This window comes from Yinghuangia sp. ASG 101, assembly GCF_021165735.1.
Taxonomy (GTDB): Bacteria; Actinomycetota; Actinomycetes; order Streptomycetales; family Streptomycetaceae; genus Yinghuangia.
Genome location: NZ_CP088911.1, coordinates 3546366 through 3564121 on the forward strand (window position 1 = coordinate 3546366; position 17756 = coordinate 3564121).

Sequence of the window (17756 nt, forward strand, 5' to 3'; positions counted from 1 at the left end):
GTTGCTCAGCTCGGCCAGGTTGTGGTCGACGGCGTTGACCGCCGCAAGAGTGTGGGGGGCCACGCCTACTCCTCGTCTCTCTTCGTCACGCCGGCGGCTGCCTGGGTGCCGTCGCCAGAGCCTTGGTCAGGGTCATGGTCGTGGTCGTCGCCGGGGTCGCGGCCGGAGCCGGGGGCGGAGGCACGGCCGGGGCCGTCGCCGGAGGCGCGGTCGGCATCGTCGCCGGAAGCGCGGCCGGAGTCGGGGGCACGGCCGGAGTCGGGGGCACGGCCGGAGTCGGGGTCGGGGTCCGGGGCATCGGGATCGGAGTCCTCGCGCGGCGCCGCGACGGGCGCGGCGTCCCGCAGGTCGTCCACGAGGGCCTGCACCTCCTGTCCCAGCCCGCCGCCTTCGGTGCGGGTGAGTCCGGCGACCTCCACGACGGTACGCCCGTCGCCGCCCGGCACCGCGCGCACCCACATCCGGCGGCGCCGCACGAACAGCGACAGCACGAGGCCGGTGATGGCGGCGACGACGCTGTAGAGGGCGAGGTTCTTGCCGGGTTCGGAGGAGACGTCGAAGTTGGCCCAGTGCTTGACGTCGTTGACGGTGATGGTGCTGCCGTCCGGGAGGGTCGCCTCGGACACGGCGATGCTGCCGTCCGGCTGGACGCGGTGGGTGAACGGGACGAGCGGCACCGCCCACGGGGTGCCGTCGGCGTTCTCGTACTGCTCCATCCCCTGCAGATTGAGCCGGTAGACCGACTGCGGCACGCCGGAGTCCACGCCGAGGCTGCCGTGGTAGGCCGTCACATACAGCACCGGGTTGTCGAGCGACGGGAACGTCGAGTGCGGGCCCTGGCCGGGCGTGACGGCCGCCGTGGGGGCGAAGATCCCGTCGAAGCCGATCTGCTGGAGCCCGGACGAGACGTCCGGGACCTTGATGACGCCGGTCGAGAGCTTGTTGGCGCCCTGGTCGAGGAAGACCACGTCGCCGTTGAACGCGACGTTGCCCGCGGCGTCGCGCACGGTCACGTCCAGGGCGTAGCCGGTGTTGGCGAGATAGACCTTGGTGTCGCCGATGACCAGCGGCTCGTTGACCTTGATGGTGCCGGTCTTCGTCTTCGACTGGTCGCGGCCCTCCCAGTACTCGACCTCGGCCCGGTAGTCGCGCGGCGCCCCCTTCTCCTTGCCCAGGCTCTCGAAGGTCTGGTCGAGCCTGCTGAGCCGGAAGCCGAAGGGCTGCATGTCGGCCTTGTCGAACAGCGCGCCCGACTGGAAGTCGTCGTACTGCGCCAGGGAGTTCGCGAAGCCCTGTGGCGAGCCCTCGACGATGATCTTGTTGCCGCCGCCCTTGTAGAGGTTGCCGACGAGGAACGCGACGAGGATGCCGACGAGGGCGATGTGGAAGAGGACGTTGCCGGTCTCGCGCGCGTAGCCCTTCTCGCCCGCGAGGGAGTCGTCGCTCCGGCTGAGGCGGAACCTGCGGCGCTTGAGTTGCCCGCGCGCGGCGGCGAGCACGGCCTCGGGGTCGGCGTCGGTCTCCCAGCGGGCGTACGCCGGAAGGCGCTCCATGCGGTGCGGCGCCTTGGGCGGCTTGCCGCGCAGCACGCGGGCGTGCGCCCACACGCGCGGGATGATGCAGCCGACGAGCGAGATCATCAGCAGCACGTAGATGGACGCGAACCACCACGACGAGAAGACGTTGAAGAGTTGGAACCGGTCCATCCACTTCGCGAGTCCGGGGTCGTCGCGGAAGTAGTTGTTGACCGCGAAGGGGTCCACGGACCGTTGCGGGATGAGGGAGCCGGGGATCGACGCGAGGGCGAGCAGCAGCAGCAGGATCAGCGCGATGCGCATCGAGGTGAGCTGCCGCCACATCCAGCGCAGCCAGCCGACGACGCCGAACGCGGGCTGCTCGGTCTCGTCGGAGTCGGCGCGCGGGGCGGTCGACATGCCGGCCGCGGCGCCGTCGTGGTCCGCGGAGTCGGCGCCGGTCCGATACCCGGCGGAGGCGCGGGCGGCGGTGTCCGCCGAGGCGTCGGCCCGAGACCCGGCGGGCGTGTCGGCCCGCGTGTCGGTGGTGGTGCCGGCCGAGCCGGTCCCCCCGGTCTGCTCGTCGGAGTCGGTTTCGATGGCCAAGACCTCAGATCCCTACCGTGTATCCGCTGACCCAGACCTGCATCTCGCTGATGATGCGGTCCCAGACCCCCGTCACCATGAGCAGACCGAGGACGACGAGCAGCCCGCCGCCGATCCTCATCACCCATACGTAGTGCTGCTTGACCCACGCGAAGGCGCCGAGCGCCTTGCGGAACGCGAGCGCCGCGGCGATGAACGGCACCCCGAGGCCCAGGCAGTACGCCACCGTCAGCACCGCGCCGCGATTGGCGCTGGCCTGGTCGGTGGACAGCGCCAGGACGGCGGTCAGCGTGGGGCCGATGCACGGCGTCCAGCCGAGGCCGAAAAGCACTCCGAGCATAGGCGCCCCGATGAGCCCGAGGGTGGGGCGCCGGTGAATCCGGAACTCCCGCTGCATGCCCGGCAGGGCGCCCATGAACGACAGCCCGAGGACGATCGTGATCACACCGAGGACGCGGGTGATCACGTCCTTGTGGTCTTTGAGCGTGTCGCCGAAATAGCCGAAGGCCGCGCCGAACGACACGAACACCGCGGTGAAGCCCAGCATGAACAGCAGCGCCCCCGCGAGCATGCGCCCGCGCTTGGCGTCCTTCAGATCCGCGCCGGAGACCCCGGTGACGTACGACAGGTAGCCCGGCACCAGCGGCAGCACACACGGCGAGAAGAACGACACCAGCCCGGCGAACAGCGCGATCGGTATGGCCAGCAGCAGCGAGCCGTTGAGTACCGTCGCGGTGGTGTCGGCGGCGACGAGCACGAATCAGCCCTCGCCGAGCAGGGGGTTGATCATCTCGCGGAGCAGTTCCTCGTCGACCGCGCCCTTGATGTACGCCGCGACGCGGCCCTGGCGGTCCACGACGAAGGTCGCCGGGCGCCCGACGAGGGTCAGCGGGCCGTCGAACGGCTGGTCCAGCCCGCCCGAGGGGTCGAACAGGGTCGGATACGTGACGCCGAGCTTCCGCTCGAAGCCCCGCGCGTTGTCGGCCGACGCCTCGCCGGTGTTGATGCCGAGGAACTCCACGCCCTGCGGGCCCAGTTCGACGGCCAGCTTCTGGAGGGCCGGTGCCTCGCCCCGGCACGGGTTGCACCACGACGCCCAGTGGTTCAGGACGACGATCTTGCCCTGGTAGTCCGCCAGCGAGAGCTTGGCGCCCTCCAGCGTCGTCCCGGACAGGTCGAGGGCCCCTTCGCGGTCGTTCACCGCGACCCGCTTGATCAATTGTGACTTGGAGTCGACATATCCCAGATCGTCGCCGTCGGAGTCGCCGGCGCCGGACCATCCGGAGCACCCGGCCAGCGCGAGCACCATCACGGCGACGAGCGCGGCGGCACGGCGCATCGGGCTACGTGTGAGCATGTGAAAAGTTTCGCATGGGGTCCGAGGGGCCCCGCACCGGGTCCGCACAAGCGGACTCGGGCGGCGGTCGGCGCCTCGATGACGGGCGCCGACCGCTGACGGATTCATCAGACAGACACGGCATTTGCCCGACTATGCCCCGAATTGTTTGGCGGCCTTGCGCAGATGTGCGGGCAAAAGATCACGGGCCGGCTCGGTGTAGCCGACCGAGACGATCTTGTCGCCTTCGTACGTGAATGTGGTCAGCGACGCCAGCGAGCACTGGCGCTTGCGCGGGTCGTGCCACAGGCGGCGGCGCTCCACGAACGAGCGGGTGACCCAGATCGGCAGCTGGTGGCTGACACACACCGCCTCGTGGCCGCGCGCGGTGTCGCGGGCGCGGCCGAGGGCGCCCATGACGCGCACGACCTGCTCGATGTACGGCTCGCCCCAGGACGGCCTGAAGGGGTTGCGCAGGTACTTCCAGTACTCCGGCTTGCGCAGCGAACCGTCGCCGACGCCGAAGGTCTTGCCCTGGAAGATGTTGTCCGCCTCGATGAGGCGGTCGTCGGTCGCCACGGCGAGCCCGTGCCGCGCGGCGATCGGCGCGGCGGTCTCCTGCGCGCGGTCGAGCGACGACGCCACGACATGCGTGATGTCGCGGGACGCGAGGTGGTCGGCGACGCGCTCGGCCATCTTCACGCCGAGCTCGGAGAGGTGGAAGTCCGGCAGGCGCCCGTACAGGACACCGTCGGGATTGTGCACCTCGCCGTGGCGCATGAGGTGAACGATCGTCACATCGCTGGTGGACATCGTCTGTTGGTCTCCTGTGCGGGACGTTCTCCGCGGCTCGCCGCGGGCTTACGCGGGATTACCCGGTCGCCTGGGCGGCGGCGCGGGCGGCCTGGGGCAGCGCCCCGAGAATACGGTCGAGTGCGGCGTCGTCGTGCGCGGCCGACAGGAACCACGCCTCGAAGGCGCTGGGCGGCAGGTAGACGCCCGCGTCCAGCATGGTGTGGAAGAACGCCGAGTAGCGGAACGACTCCTGCGCGCGGGCTTCGTCGTAGTTCGCCACCGGCCGGTCGGTGAAGAAGACCGAGAACATGCTGCCCGCGTGCGAGACGGTGTGGGCGACGCCCTCCTTGGCCAGGGCCTCGGACACCGCGGTACGCAGCGTCTCCGAGGCGCGGTCGACGTGTTCGTACACCGCCTCGGTGGCGTTGCGCAGCGTGGCGATGCCGGCCGCGGTGGCGACCGGGTTCCCGGACAGCGTGCCGGCCTGGTAGACCGGGCCGGCCGGTGCGAGGCGGCCCATGACGTCGGCGCGCCCGCCGAACGCCGCCGCCGGGAAGCCGCCGCCCATGACCTTGCCGAACGTGAACAGGTCCGGGACGACGCCCTCCAGGCCGTACCAGCCCGCCCGCGAGACGCGGAAACCGGTCATGACCTCGTCCGAGACGAAGAGCGCGCCGTGCTCGCGGCACAGGTCGGCGAGGCCGGCGTTGAAGCCGGGGGCGGGCGCGACCACGCCCATGTTGCCGGCCGCGGCCTCGGTGACGACGCACGCGATGTCGCCGCCGTGGGCCGCGAACGCGGCGCGGACCGCTTCGAGGTCGTTGTAGGGGAGCACGAGCGTGTCGGCGGCCTGCGCGCCGGTGACCCCGGGGGTGTCCGGGAGGCCGAACGTGGCCACCCCGGAGCCGGCCGCCGCGAGCAGCGCGTCGACGTGGCCGTGGTAGCAGCCCGCGAACTTGACGATCTTGGTACGGCCGGTGAAGCCGCGCGCGAGACGGATCGCCGACATCGTGGCCTCGGTCCCGGACGTGACCAGGCGCACCTGCTCGACCGGCGCGACGCGCGCCACGATCTCCTCCGCCAGCTCGACCTCGCCCGCGCCGGGCGTGCCGAACGACGTGCCGCGCGCGATGGCGGCGGAGACGGCCTCGACGACGGCCGGGTGCGCGTGGCCGAGCAGCATCGGGCCCCACGAGCAGACCAGGTCGACATATTCGCGCCCGTCGGCGTCGGTGAGGTACGGGCCGCGCCCGGACGCCATGAAGCGCGGTGTGCCCCCGACCGCGCCGAACGCGCGCACCGGGGAGTTGACGCCGCCGGGCGTCACGGCGCGCGCCCGCTCGAAGAGGGCGCGCGACACGGGGGTATCGGAGGGCTGGGATGGGAAGTCACTGACTGCGCTCACGATGCCATGCTCTCACTGCGCGGGCGGCGGCTCGCGGGGCGGCGAGCGCCACGACGGCCGGGGCGTGCGGTCCCCGCGACGCCGGGGAAGGCTCGGGAACACCAGGAAGATCATGATCATGGGGAAGGCTCGTGGACCCAGGGGCAGGCTCGCGCCGCCGGCCCGCGGTGGAACGCCGGACCGCGGCGGCACGCCGTTCCGAGGCGGCGCGGCGACGCTCGCCGGCGGGACGATCCGCGGCGGCGGGCCAATCTGCGGCAGGAAAGGGAAAATCGACCCTGAGGCGGAGCCGGGCGGACGGAACCGGCCGGTATTATCAGACGATCCGTCACCTGCCGACAGGGAAGTCCCCGGACTTGCCCCGGCAGTGCGGGAATTCGGGCACCGGCCGACAGTGGTCGGCCATGGGACGGGCATGGGGCAGCGCGGTATTCAGGGCAGGCGGGGTGCGCGTGGCGGCGAAGGCTCGGACGGTCCAAGTGGCTTTCCCCCAGGGGATATTGCCGGGTTTGTCGAGCCCCACGGCCGGCCCGTGACGCGCCCGCCGACGATGCGGTTCCCGAGGCCCATGAGTGGTGCACACCTGTTACGTAACGTCCATCCCGCACGCCGGATCGACCTGGGACGATCATCCCCATGTCGCCGGCGCGACACGTCGGAGCCCCTCACCCCGAGACCACTGGTGAAACGAACACAGCAGGACGCGTACGACGGAAGCACGAAAGGAGGCGGCCGGTGGGAGTGACGTACGAGTACTTCGGCGCTCCGGACCGCGCCGCCGCCGCTCGGGTCCCCCCGCTCATCGACCCTCTCGACCCCTGCGAGCCGCGAGAACGGCCCAGCAACTCGTACATCAGCAACGTCAAACCGGAGACGGTCAGCGCGATGGTGCTGTCCCTCCTGGGCGATACGCCGCGCGACGCCACTCCCCCGCTGGAACTGGTCGTGCTGCACCCGGCGCACGCGGTGATGCAACTGCCGCCGATACTGCTGGAGGTGCTGCGCAACGCGACCGACGAGGAGTTGGGCGCCGCGGCGTTCATTTGGTCGACGGTGCCGGACCGGCGAATCCCCCGGGACGCGTACCTCCTCTATCGGATGCTCCACGACTGGACGGCGTTCGCGCACGAACTCCATCGCGCGGGCGACCAGTTGTATTGCCTGATGCATTCCTGAGCGCGCCGCGTCCGCACGCGCCCGTCGGGGCCGTGCGGGTCCGGGCGCGCTTGTTGTGAACGGTCGATGAACTGTCGGGCCGCCTTTCCGGGGCGGCCGACCGGTGCCGGACGAGGCGTCTCCCCTGGCGGGAGGCGCCTCTTCGGCGTTCACGCGCGCTCCGGGACGGGGTCCGCGCACCTTTTCACCCACTTGAGTCATTAACCCAAGGAGTTTAATGTCGCGCCATGAGCAACCGGGACGAGGACCGCGCGTGACCAGCGGCACGGCGGGCGGCAGCACCCGCGGAGCCGCCGCGCGCCTCGGCATGATCGAGGTCGCGGAGCGCCTGTTCGCCGAACGCGGCGTGCACGGCGTCTCGTTGCGCGAGATCGGCGCGCAGGCCGGGCAGCGCAACACGGCCGCCGCGCGGTACCACTTCGGTTCGAAGGAGGCGCTGGTCGACGCGGTGTTCAAGCACCGCATGGAACCGATCAACGAGCGGCGCCTGGCGTACCTCGGCCGGCTCGACGCGGCGGGCCGCGGACACGACCTGCGGGGCCTGGTGGAGGCGTTCCTCCACCCGCTGGCGGAAACCCTCGGCACGCCGGGGAAACCGAGCTGGTACGTGCGCTTCTGCGTCAACGCGGGGCTGCTGGAGGGCATCGCGGTCGCCGACCTGTCGGCCGAGGAGTACACGCGCGGTGCCGCCATCGTCCGCGACCGGCTGCTCACCCTGTTCGACGACCTGCCGGCCCCCCTGCGCCACGACCGCTGGACGCTGCTGGCCGGCTACGTGGGGCAGACCCTCGCCGCCCGCGAGGCGTTCCAGCAATACGGCAGGGCCGACCGGCTCACCGCGCGGCCGGTGTTCCTGTCCCACCTCCTCGACACCGCCGTGGCCCTCGCCGCCGCGCCCGTCTCCCCCGCGACCACCACCACGCTCAAGGCATCCGGCGCCGTACCGCCGCACCCACCCAGGAGGACCCCGTGACGACCGCTCCCGAAGCCACCACGACCACCGAACTCGGCCTCGACATACGCCCGGTGGCCGGCAACATCGGCGCCGAGATCCACGGCGTCGACCTCACGCAGCCGCTCGACCCGGGCATCGTCGCGGAGATCCGCGCGACGCTCCTCAAGTGGCGGGTCGTCTTCTTCCGCGACCAGCACATCACGCAGGCCCAACACGTCGCGTTCGCCAAGGCGTTCGGCGAGCCGACGCCCGGCCACCCGACCCTGCCGTCGGCCTTCCCCGAGCACCCGGAGATCCTGCTGCTCGACAGCCACGCGCTGCCGGGCACCGGCAAGCCCGCGTCGGGCATGGACGGCGCCCCGAACATCGAGAGCAACTGGCACACCGACGTCACCTTCATCGAGAACCCGCCGATGGGCTCGATCCTGCGCGGCGTCATCGTGCCCCCGTACGGCGGCGACACGCAGTGGACGAACCTCGTGCTCGCCTACGAGGAACTGTCCGAGCCGATCCGGGACCTGGTCGACGGACTGCACGCCGTGCACCACAACTCGCTGCCGATCAAGCGCGGCGAGGTGCCCGGCGAGCTGGCGAAGGTGTTCCTGGGCAACGGCATCCGCTCGGTGCACCCGGTGGTGCGCGTCCACCCCGAGACCGGCGAGAAGGCGCTGTTCGTCAACCCGAACTTCACCAGCCACATCGTCGAACTCACGCGCGCCGAGGGGCGCCACCTGCTCGACCTGCTCTACGCGCACCTCGCGCAGTCGGCGTTCACCGTGCGCTTCCGCTGGGAGCCGGGCAGCATCGCGTTCTGGGACAACCGCGCCACCGCGCACCTGGCGCCGACCGACGTGCCGCCGGGCGCGCGCCGCTCGATGCAGCGGATCACGATCACCGGCGACGTGCCGAAGGGGCCCGACGGATTCACGTCGTACCGGCTCGACACCTGAGCGCCCGCGGCGGGGGTACGCGCCGACGACGCCGCGTCCCCCGTCGTACCGCGCCGGCCGACTCGGCGCGCCCGTACGGGAGTCGCCGGGTCGGCCCGGTACCCGCGCCGCAACGCGATCCCTGGCCGATAATGACGCCGTGGCCCTCTCCCAGTCCGGCCCGGCCGAGAACGGGGCCGTGCGGCGCCCGGAACGCGGCTCCACATTCGAGCCGTTCTTCGACTTGGTCTTCGTCTTCACCGTCACCCAGCTCACCGCGGCGATCGCCCGCGACCTCACCCTGACCGGCATCACCCGCGTCGTCGTGACGCTCGCGGTCGTGTGGTGGCTGCACGGCGACTTCGTGCGGCTCACCAACGCGGCGCCGCCCGACACGCCGACGCGCCGCTGCCTGCCGGCGGTCGGCGCGGCCGGGTTCCTGGTCGTCGCGCTCGCCGTCCCGCACGCCTTCCACGACCTCGACAGCGCGACGGCGTTCGGCTGGGGCTTCCTCGTCGCCGTCGGCGCGCACACCGCGATGTACGCCGCGTCGATCGACGAACTCCCCGACGAGCGCCGGGGGTTCGCCCTGCGGCGCGTCGCGGCCGTCGACGCCGCGAGCGCGGCGCTCGTGGTGATCGGCGCGTTCCTCGGCGGAACGGCGCAACCGGCCCTGTGGGGGGCGGCGGCTGTCGTGCGGATCGTCGCGCCGTTCGTCACCGGGGGTCTCGAACTCCCTTTGCGCACAAGGCCGTTCGTGGAGCGCTACGGGCTCGTGACGGTGTTCGCGCTCGGGGCGTCCGTCATCGCCATCGGGGCGGACGCTCAAGGGCTCGACCTCGACCTGCGGCTCCTGGCCACCGCCGTGCTCACGCTGCTGCTCGCGTTCGCGCTGTGGTGGGCGTACTTCGGCGACGGCGAGGAGGAGCGGGCGGTCGCCCTGATGAGCGCGCTCCCCGCCCGCCGCCGCACCCTGCGCGGGCTCGTGGTGTACGGCGGCGGGCACTACGCGCTGCTGCTCGGCGTCCTGCTGTTCGCGGCCGGCGTCAAGACCGCCGTGGACCGGCCGACGGACCGGCTCGACGCCGCCCAGGCGTGCACCCTCGCGGGCGGCCTCGCGCTGTTCCTCGCGGCCAACGCGGTGACCCGGTGGTCGTTCCGCATCCACCCCAACGGCTACCGGGTGGGCGCGGTGGTGTCGCTCGCGGCCACCGTCCCGCTCGGGATGTTCGCCTCCGCACTCGCCGAAATCGCCGCGATCGTCGCGGTGTTGACCGTGGCGGGCGTCCTGGAGGCGCAGCGCTACCCGGAGCCGGAGCCGGAGCCGGAAGCGCCGCCGACGGCCCCCATCAGCGGCCGAACTCGAACCCCGGCACGATGACGACGTTGCAGTCGGCCGCCTTCTCGCGCAGCGGCTTCGCGGCCTGATACTCGGGCGATTCGTACCACGCGCGGGCGGCCTCGACCGACGCGAACTCGACGAGCACCGTCCGGGTGCCGTGCCACTCGCCCTCCACCGTCTCGCCGTCCTCCGTCGCGGCGAGCACCGTGCCGTGGTACTTCAGCAGCGGCGGTGTGGACGCCTTCTCGTACTCCCTCATGACCGCCCGGTCGCGGATGGCCTCGGTGAGGATGACGTACGCCTTCGGCATGTGCCCTCCAGAGCAGTCGACGCGGGAAACATCATGGGCCGCCGACGGCACGCGCGGAAAATGCCGGAGTCTGATCCCCCCATACGGCTCCGGAATGCGGCGCCGCCGCCCCCGCTACCCGTCGACCGCGCCGCGCAGCGCCTCGGGGCCGAACAGCGGCTCCAGCACCGGGCGGTAGTCGGGCCCCCGGCGCAGGTGGTGGCCGCCGTCGGCGCTGATGGTCTGGCCGGTGAGCCAGGTCGACTCCGGGCCGACGAGGAACGCGGCCAGCGCGGCGATGTCGGCGGGCTCGCCGATGCGGCCCAGGGGCGTGCAGGCGAGGTAGTCGTCCAGGACCGGGCCGCCCGCGGTGACCGTCTCCACCATCTCGGTGCGGACCAGCCCCGGGCGGATGCTGTTGACGCGGACCCGGCTCGCGCCGAGTTCGTCGGCGGCGAGGCGGACGAGGTGGTCGATGCCGGCCTTGGCGACGCCGTACGCGCCGAACCAGCGGTGGGTGGCCGCCGACGCCACCGACGAGATCGCGACGAAGGACCCGCCGCCCGCCCGGACCATGTGGCGGGCGCCGTGCTTGAGGACCAGCATCGTGCCGGTGACGTTGAGGTCCACGGTGTCGCGCCACTTTTGCGTGTCGACCAGTGTGATCGGGCCCATCGTCGAGTTGCCGCCCGCGGACGCGACGACCGCGGTGAGCGGGCGGCCGAGCGACGCCGCGTGCTCGACCGCGGCACGGGTCTGGTCCTCGTCGGTGACGTCGGCGACGACATAGCCGACGCGCGCGCCGGGCGCGGCCACCGCCTCCAGTTCGGCGACCGCCGCCTTGAGGCGGTCCTCGCCGCGCCCCGCGACGGTGACGTGCGCGCCCTCGGCGGCGAACCGCAGCGCGCAGCCGAGTCCGATACCGCTGCCGCCACCGGTGACCAGCGCGGCACGGTCCGCGAGAGGGAGCTGAGGCTGCGTCAACTGTCGTCTCCTTCGGGAGGGTTGGCGTCGGGCCACAGGGGCTCGGGGATCTCGAAGCCGACCGGTGCGCCCCACGTGTTGCGGTACGCGACCTCGTGCGCGGGGACGCGCGGCGCCACCGCCCAGCGCCCGGTCGGGTAGCCGAAGGACACACAGCACGCCATCTGCCAGCCCTTGTCGGCGGGCACGCCGAGGACGCGCATGACCTCGTCGCGGTGCGCGAGGCCGAGCACCGAGGTCAGCGACGAGCCGACGCCCTCGGCGCGGGCGGCGAGCTGCGCGCTCCACACCGCGGGGAAGATCGAGCCGCCGTTCGGGTCGTGCCTGACGAACGCGAACATGAAGAGCGGAACCCGCTCGAAGTTGTCGGCGAGCCACTGCGACGACTTGCGCACGCGGACGAACTGCCGGGACTCGGGAGCCTCGGGGTCGGCCTCGGCGGCGGCGACCCGCGGCGCGTACGGGCCCGCCCACAGGCCGGCGAGCGCCTCGCGGTACAGCGGCCCGAGCCTCGCCTTGACGCCCGGGTCGTCGACGAGCAGGAAGCGCCAGCCCTGCGTGTTGCCGCCGCTGGGGGCGCGCACGGCCGCGTCCAGGATGCGCGCCTGGACGTCCTCGGGGACGGGGTCGGGGGTGACCCGGCGCATCGCCCGGGTGGTGTAAAGCGCTTCGCGGATGTCCATGGGATCTCCTCTGCCTCGTATCGCGTCTTTCCTCCTGGAGTGAGGAGATCATGGTTCCTCGGCGCCGCCCTGTCATCTGATGATCCGTCAGATTAGCCCTCGGCGCGCGTCTTCGGAACCCGTCCCCCGCTCCGGGAGAGCCACCGGTCACCGGCGGTCACCCGCGTACGGCCGTCCGTTTCCGGCCGGGCCCTCCCGTGGGAGCGAAAGCGCGCATACAGTGCCCAACGAAAGGGATCCGCCATGGAGCCGACGGCAGAGACGACGCGGCCCGCGGCGCCGCGGGCCGGCCGCGGGGCGCCGCCGGGCGCCGGAACGCCGGGCCCCGGGCGCGAGAGGAGCGGCCCCGGGCGCGGTCGACGTATTCTCGCCCCTGAACACGCGGGGGATCTTTCGGGGCGAGCGGGGGAGACGAGGGGCATGCCGGGTGCGACCACTTGACCGGGACGACCCGAGGGAAATCGGCGGGTACCGCATCCTGCGCGTGCTCGGCGTGGGCGGCATGGGCCGCGTGTATCTGGCACGCAGCCCGGGAGGGCGCACCGTCGCCGTCAAAATGATCCGCCCCGAACTCGCCGACGACCCGGGGTTCCGGCACCTGTTCCGCCGTGAGGTGGCCGCCGCGCGGCGCGTCGGCGGCGCGTGGACCGCGCCGGTCATCGACGCCGACACCGAATCGCCCCGGCCCTGGCTGGTCACCGGCTATGTCGCGGGCCCGTCCGTCTTCGAGGCCGTCGAACGGCACGGCCCGCTCCCCGAGTCGTCGGTGCGCACGCTCGGCGCGGGCCTCGCGGAGGCGCTGATCGGGATCCACGGCACGGGGCTGATCCACCGCGACCTCAAGCCGACCAACGTGCTGCTGTCGCTCGACGGCCCGCGCGTGATCGACTTCGGCATCTCACGCGCGCTCGACGCGAGCGTGCACACGCGGACCGGATCAACCGTCGGCTCACCGGGGTTCATGTCCCCCGAGCAGGTCGACGGCCGGGACGTCGGCCCGGCGACGGACATCTTCTCGCTCGGCTCGGTCCTGGTGTTCGCGGCCACCGCGGAAGGGCCGTTCGGGGCGGGCAGCGGGCAGGCGCTGATGTTCCGCATCGTCTCCAAGCCACCGGAACTGGGCGCCGTACCACCGGCGTTGCGCGACCTGATCTCCGCGTGCCTGGCGAAGTACGCGGGCAACCGCCCGTCGCCGCAGGAGATCCTGGCGCAACTGGCCCCGGAGGGCGGCACCGCCGCGCTCATCGCCCCCGGCTGGCTGCCCGGCCCGCTCACCACGGACCTGAGCCGCCGCGCGATCGCGCTGCTGGAGATCGACGAACTCGCGCCGGAGCCGCTGCCGGAACCCACCACGCCGGAGCCCGCGCCGACCGGAGGGCCGGCCGTACGGTCGCGAACGCCTCCCCCGCCGCCCTCGCAGCCGCCGTCGGTGCCGCGGCCGATGGCGCAGCCGATGCCGCAGCCGATGGCGCCGCACACCGTGCCGCCGGCCTCGCGGCCCGTGCCCCCGATGCCGTCGGTGACGCCCTCCGCGGCGCCCGTGGGCCACACGCCGCCCGCCGCGACGCCCACCGCACCGCCGGGCGCACCGCCGTCACCGCCGCGGCGGGCGAAGTCCGGGACGCGGCGCGGCACTCCGTGGCTCTACGCCTCGGCGCTCGCCGCCGCCGTGTCGATCGTCAGCGCGTCCGCCCTCGTCGCCCGGGCCGGATCGGAAACAGCTCCCTCGGACGCGGCCGACGCCGGCACCGCGACGCGGTCGCAGCTCCCCGCGGAGGGCTCCTCGGGGCTGGGCGGGCCCTCCGCCTCGCGGCCGGCGGCGGCCGACACCGCCACCGACGTCTCCGACACCGCGGGCGCCGCCGCGAGGATCCCCGACGCCTACGTCGGCTCGTGGTCCGGCACCATCAAGTCGTCGACCGGCCTGACCACGTCGACCTTCACCGTCGTCCTCCACCAGCCCGACGGCAAGGGCCTGGTGGCATCGACGAGTTCGCACACCGGCGGGGGAATCGTCAGCGCCGACTGCACCAGCGACTCCAAGCTCCTCTCCGCCGGGGGCGACGGGCTGCTGCTCCAGGACGTCCCGGACGGCAAGCCCCAGCCCACACTCAACGGCGTGCCGATGTGCGCGACCGGCGGCCAGATCATGCTGCGCCTGGAAGGCTCCGGCGGCACCGGCATGACCTGCCAGATCATCGCCGAGGGGACCGGCAACCCGAGCGGGACGCTGCGGCGCACCGGCTGACCGCACGCACGGCGGGCCGGGAGGGACGCGTCCCTCCCGGCCCGCCGCGTGTCGGCCGCGGAGTGTCCGGCTCAGCCCTTCACCGTGATCAGCGGCCTCAGGTGCGTCACGACCTCCACCAGGTCCTCCTGCTGCCGCATGACCTGCTTGAGGTTCTTGTACGCCCCCGGGATCTCGTCGACGACACCGGCGTCCTTGCGGCACTCGACGCCTTCGGTCTGCCGCACGAGGTCCCCTACCGTGAAGCGCTTCCGCGCGGCGTTGCGGCTCATCTTGCGGCCGGCGCCGTGCGACGCCGAGTTGAACGCGAGCACGTTGCCGAGCCCGCGCACGACGTACGAGCCCGCGGCCATCGACCCGGGGATGATGCCCAGCTCACCCCGGCCGGCACGGATCGCGCCCTTGCGCGTGACCAGCACGTCGACGCCGTCGTAGGTCTCCTCCGCGACGTAGTTGTGGTGGCACGAGATGCGCTCGTCGAACCACACCTTCTTGCGGCCCTTCGCGCCGGACTTGCCGAAGAACGCGCGGATGACCTCCTCGTACAGCGCGAGCATGACGTCGCGGTTGAACCGCGCGTACTCCTGCGCCCAGTACAGGTCCCGGCGGTACGCCTCCATCTCGGGGGTGTTCGCGACGAAGACCGCGAGGTCGCGGTCGACCAGGCCCTGGTTGTGCGGAAGGCTCCGCGCGACGCCGATGTGGTGCTCCGCCAGCTCCTTGCCGATGTTGCGCGACCCGGAGTGCAGCTGGAGCCACACGAGGCCGGACTCGTCGACGTCCAGCGACACGTAGTGGTTGCCCGAGCCCAGCGAGCCGATCTGCACGCCCGCGCGCTCGCGCCGCGCGTGGACCTCGGGGGCGAGGTCGCCGAACCGGTCCCACAGCGCGTCCCACGCGGTCAACGACAGGCCCGGCAGCTTGTCGACGGCGACGACCTCGCGGTGCGCGGCGAACCCGACCGGGATGGCCTCCTCGATCCTGGACCGCAGCGGGCGCAGGTCGTCCGGCAGGTCCTGGGCCCGCAGCGACGTGCGGACCGCGGAGACACCGCAGCCGATGTCGACGCCGACCGCGGCGGGGCAGACGGCGTCCTTCATCGCGATGACCGAGCCGACCGTCGCACCACGGCCGTAATGCACGTCGGGCATGACGGCGAGACCGTGCAGCCACGGGAGCGTGGTGATGTTGTCGAGCTGCTGCCGCGCCTGCGACTCGATCTGCGACGGATCGGTCCACATGCGCATGGGCACGTCGCGCGCGCCGGGAATCTCGGTGTACGTCATGGTCTCTCACACTCCAAGTGCGCTCTCGAAAAGTCTCTGCCACGTCCGCGCGAGGCGGTAGTGGGCCGTGGCGGGCCCCAGGTCGGGTGATCCGCGGAGACCGCGGAAGGAAGGGCCGTCCCGGTGAGCCACCGCCCGTGCCCGCCCGGCTGCCCGGGGGGCGGGGCCGGCTCGGGTGCGCCCAGGCGGAGTCGGTGGCCGCCATGGAACAGGTACGGAGTCGGTGGCCGCCATGGAACAGGCGCGGAGTCGGTGGCCGCCTCGGAACAGGTACGGAGTCAGTGGCGGCCGTCGAGCAGGTACGGAGTCGGTGGCCTCGAAAGCAGCCGTGGAACCGGCGCCGACCGCCGAGACGGGGCGACCGCGGGAAAGGAGCGGGCCGGGGTTACCCGCGTGGGCCCGAGGCGCCGCACGTCTCCGCGGGGCGTCGGACTTGGTCGCGGAACCGCACCGGACCGCTCCTTTCCTTCACGGCGCGGCTGCCACGGAAGTGTTCCGGAGCCGCGCGGGACTGGCTTGCGGGATCCATGAAGCCACGTCAGGCACCGTGCCCGCAAAGGGTTTTCGGAAAGGGCCGCGGCGCCGCGCGGGTGCGCTCAGGCGAAGACGACCGTACGGCTGCCGTTGCGCAGCACGCGGTGCTCGGAGTGCCACTTGACCGCGCGGGACAGCGCCTGGCACTCGACGTCCCGGCCCACCGCGACGAGTTGTTCGGGGGTGACCGCGTGGTCGACGCGCTCGACCTCCTGCTCGATGATCGGGCCCTCGTCCAGGTCGGCGGTCACGTAGTGCGCCGTGGCGCCGATCAGCTTGACGCCGCGCGCGTGCGCCTGGTGGTACGGCTTGGCGCCCTTGAAGCTCGGGAGGAAGGAGTGGTGGATGTTGATCGCCCGCCCCTCCAGCTCCTTGCACAGGTCGTTGGAGAGCACCTGCATGTAGCGGGCGAGCACGACCAGTTCGACGCCCTGCTCGCGGACCAGCTCCAGCAGCGCGGCCTCGGCCTCTTGCTTGGTCTCGCGCGTGACCGGGATGTGGTGGAACGGGACGCCGTACGACGCGACCAGCTCCGCGAAGTCGCGGTGGTTGGAGACCACGGCGACGATGTCGATCGGCAGCGCGCCGATGCTGGCGCGGAAGAGCAGGTCGTTGAGGCAGTGGCCGAACTTGCTGACCATGACGACGACGCGCATGCGGGAGTCGGCGTCGTGGATCTGCCAGTCCATCTGGAACGACGCGCCGACCGCGGTGAACCCGGCGCGGAGCGCGTCGAGCGTGACGTTCTCCTCGGCGGTGAAGTGCACGCGCATGAAGAACAGGCCGGTGTCGCGGTCGCCGAACTGCTGGCTGTCGACGATGTTGCAGCCGGTCATCATGAGGAAGCTCGCGACCGCGTGCACGATGCCGCGCTTGTCGGGGCACGACAGCGTGAGCACGTACTGCTCGGCCCCGGCCGGTCCGCCCGCACCGGCCCCACCGTCGACCGTCGGCGTTGCGGGGTGCGTGGGCTGGTCGGGCATCCTTGCGCCTTCCTCGGATTCCTGGGGTGTTGCGGGCGTGTGTCGGGTCGTGCGCGGGCGTCGTGCGGAGGCCTCGGCGGGACCGGGGGCCGGGTCGGCGGGGCCGCGCGCGTCCTGCCCTACGGTCACCCAGGATCGCACGCCGCCGGGCGTGCTCAGCGCCCTCCCGTGCGGATGCGCAGCACGTCGAGGGTGTCCGGCCGCCGCGCGGGGTCGTCGCGGTCGGCGGCGGCGAGCCGGTGGTGCGCGATCTGGGCCTTGCGGACCAGCTCGGGCCACGCGGGATGGGCGAAATAGGCGGTGGCGGGCTCGTTCTCGCCGACCTCGTGGAGGACGGCGAGCGCCGCCAGCACCGCGTGGTCGACGGCGTCCGCCTCGTCGCGGTCGACGAAGATGCAGCCGACGTATCTGGCGGCCGACCAGCGGTCGAGCCAGGTGTCGTCGACGAGCCGGTAGACGGCGTCGGTCACGCTGCCGTACTCGGGCTTCCCGGGCAGCCAGCACTCCTGCTGGAAGGCGGGGTCGCCGAACATGTGCAGCGCGGAACGGACCTGGGCCCGCCAACGCCACCACGGGACGGTGTTCTGGCGCATGCGTGCCATGGTGGCGTTCCCCTCCCTCGCCCCGCCGCCGGTTCACCGAATCGTCGTTCGAATGTAATCGGGACCGGGATCACTCGTTCGGCCCACGT

At 72.4% G+C, this 17756-nt stretch carries 16 protein-coding genes; 5 read left to right on the forward strand and 11 right to left on the reverse strand.

Going from position 1 to position 17756, the window contains the following annotated elements:
* Positions 1-65: 65 nt before the first annotated feature.
* The 5 genes from resB to hemL all read right to left on the reverse strand — a co-directional run bounded on the left by resB (position 66) and on the right by hemL (position 5656).
* Positions 66-2120, reverse strand: coding sequence for a cytochrome c biogenesis protein ResB (gene resB, locus LO772_RS14950; RefSeq protein ID WP_231778892.1), 2055 nt, complete (start codon positions 2118-2120; stop codon positions 66-68).
* Between the two features lie 4 nt (positions 2121-2124).
* Entirely contained in the window at positions 2125-2877 is a 753-nt protein-coding gene (locus LO772_RS14955; RefSeq protein WP_231778893.1) for a cytochrome c biogenesis CcdA family protein, read from the reverse strand.
* 3 nt (positions 2878-2880) lie between these two features.
* Complete coding sequence (locus LO772_RS14960) at positions 2881-3477, reverse strand: TlpA family protein disulfide reductase (protein ID WP_231778894.1); 597 nt, start codon at positions 3475-3477, stop codon at positions 2881-2883.
* A 132-nt stretch (positions 3478-3609) separates the two neighbouring features.
* Positions 3610-4269 carry a histidine phosphatase family protein gene (locus LO772_RS14965; RefSeq protein WP_231778895.1) on the reverse strand — a complete coding sequence of 220 codons (660 nt, stop codon included), beginning with the start codon at positions 4267-4269 and terminating at the stop codon, positions 3610-3612.
* Between the two features lie 58 nt (positions 4270-4327).
* On the reverse strand, positions 4328-5656 hold the full coding sequence (gene hemL / locus LO772_RS14970) for a glutamate-1-semialdehyde 2,1-aminomutase (RefSeq protein ID WP_231778896.1): 1329 nt from the start codon (positions 5654-5656) through the stop codon (positions 4328-4330).
* A 735-nt stretch (positions 5657-6391) separates the two neighbouring features.
* Here hemL and LO772_RS14975 point away from each other — a divergent pair.
* The 4 genes from LO772_RS14975 (at position 6392) to LO772_RS14990 (ending at position 10097) form a co-directional block, all read left to right on the forward strand.
* Positions 6392-6832, forward strand: a complete 441-nt coding sequence (locus LO772_RS14975) for a hypothetical protein (protein WP_231778897.1) — start codon at positions 6392-6394, stop codon at positions 6830-6832.
* Between the two features lie 253 nt (positions 6833-7085).
* Positions 7086-7805 (forward strand): TetR/AcrR family transcriptional regulator, encoded by a 720-nt coding sequence (locus LO772_RS14980; protein WP_231778898.1) that lies wholly within the window; start codon positions 7086-7088, stop codon positions 7803-7805.
* Positions 7802-8737, forward strand: coding sequence for a TauD/TfdA dioxygenase family protein (locus LO772_RS14985; protein ID WP_231778899.1), 936 nt, complete (start codon positions 7802-7804; stop codon positions 8735-8737). Before LO772_RS14980 ends, LO772_RS14985 begins: the two co-directional genes overlap by 4 nt.
* 139 nt (positions 8738-8876) lie before the next feature.
* The gene (locus LO772_RS14990; protein ID WP_231778900.1) at positions 8877-10097 is read left to right on the forward strand and encodes a low temperature requirement protein A; all 1221 of its coding nucleotides are present in this window, start codon (positions 8877-8879) and stop codon (positions 10095-10097) included.
* On the opposite strand, the gene LO772_RS14995 is transcribed toward LO772_RS14990, so the two are convergent.
* The 3 genes from LO772_RS14995 to LO772_RS15005 form a co-directional block, all read right to left on the reverse strand.
* Positions 10066-10368 carry a DUF1330 domain-containing protein gene (locus LO772_RS14995; RefSeq protein ID WP_231778901.1) on the reverse strand — a complete coding sequence of 101 codons (303 nt, stop codon included), beginning with the start codon at positions 10366-10368 and terminating at the stop codon, positions 10066-10068. The two genes, LO772_RS14990 and LO772_RS14995, sit on opposite strands and share 32 nt — an antisense overlap.
* 114 nt (positions 10369-10482) lie before the next feature.
* Positions 10483-11331 (reverse strand): SDR family oxidoreductase, encoded by an 849-nt coding sequence (locus LO772_RS15000; RefSeq protein WP_231778902.1) that lies wholly within the window; start codon positions 11329-11331, stop codon positions 10483-10485.
* Positions 11328-12014, reverse strand: a complete 687-nt coding sequence (locus LO772_RS15005) for a nitroreductase family protein (RefSeq protein WP_231778903.1) — start codon at positions 12012-12014, stop codon at positions 11328-11330. Before LO772_RS15005 ends, LO772_RS15000 begins: the two co-directional genes overlap by 4 nt.
* A 427-nt stretch (positions 12015-12441) precedes the next feature.
* Between LO772_RS15005 and LO772_RS15010 the strand changes: the two genes are divergently transcribed.
* Positions 12442-14262: a serine/threonine-protein kinase gene (locus LO772_RS15010; protein WP_231778904.1), complete on the forward strand. Its 1821-nt coding sequence runs from the start codon at positions 12442-12444 to the stop codon at positions 14260-14262.
* A 71-nt stretch (positions 14263-14333) separates the two neighbouring features.
* Here LO772_RS15010 and LO772_RS15015 read toward each other — a convergent pair whose 3' ends face one another.
* The 3 genes from LO772_RS15015 to LO772_RS15025 all read right to left on the reverse strand — a co-directional run bounded on the left by LO772_RS15015 (position 14334) and on the right by LO772_RS15025 (position 17658).
* Positions 14334-15548 carry an RtcB family protein gene (locus tag LO772_RS15015; protein ID WP_231778905.1) on the reverse strand — a complete coding sequence of 405 codons (1215 nt, stop codon included), beginning with the start codon at positions 15546-15548 and terminating at the stop codon, positions 14334-14336.
* Positions 15549-16144: 596 nt separating this feature from the next.
* Complete coding sequence (gene purU, locus LO772_RS15020) at positions 16145-17065, reverse strand: formyltetrahydrofolate deformylase (RefSeq protein ID WP_231778906.1); 921 nt, start codon at positions 17063-17065, stop codon at positions 16145-16147.
* 155 nt (positions 17066-17220) lie between these two features.
* Entirely contained in the window at positions 17221-17658 is a 438-nt protein-coding gene (locus tag LO772_RS15025) for an SCO4402 family protein (RefSeq protein ID WP_231778907.1), read from the reverse strand.
* Between the last annotated feature and the right edge of the window lie 98 nt (positions 17659-17756).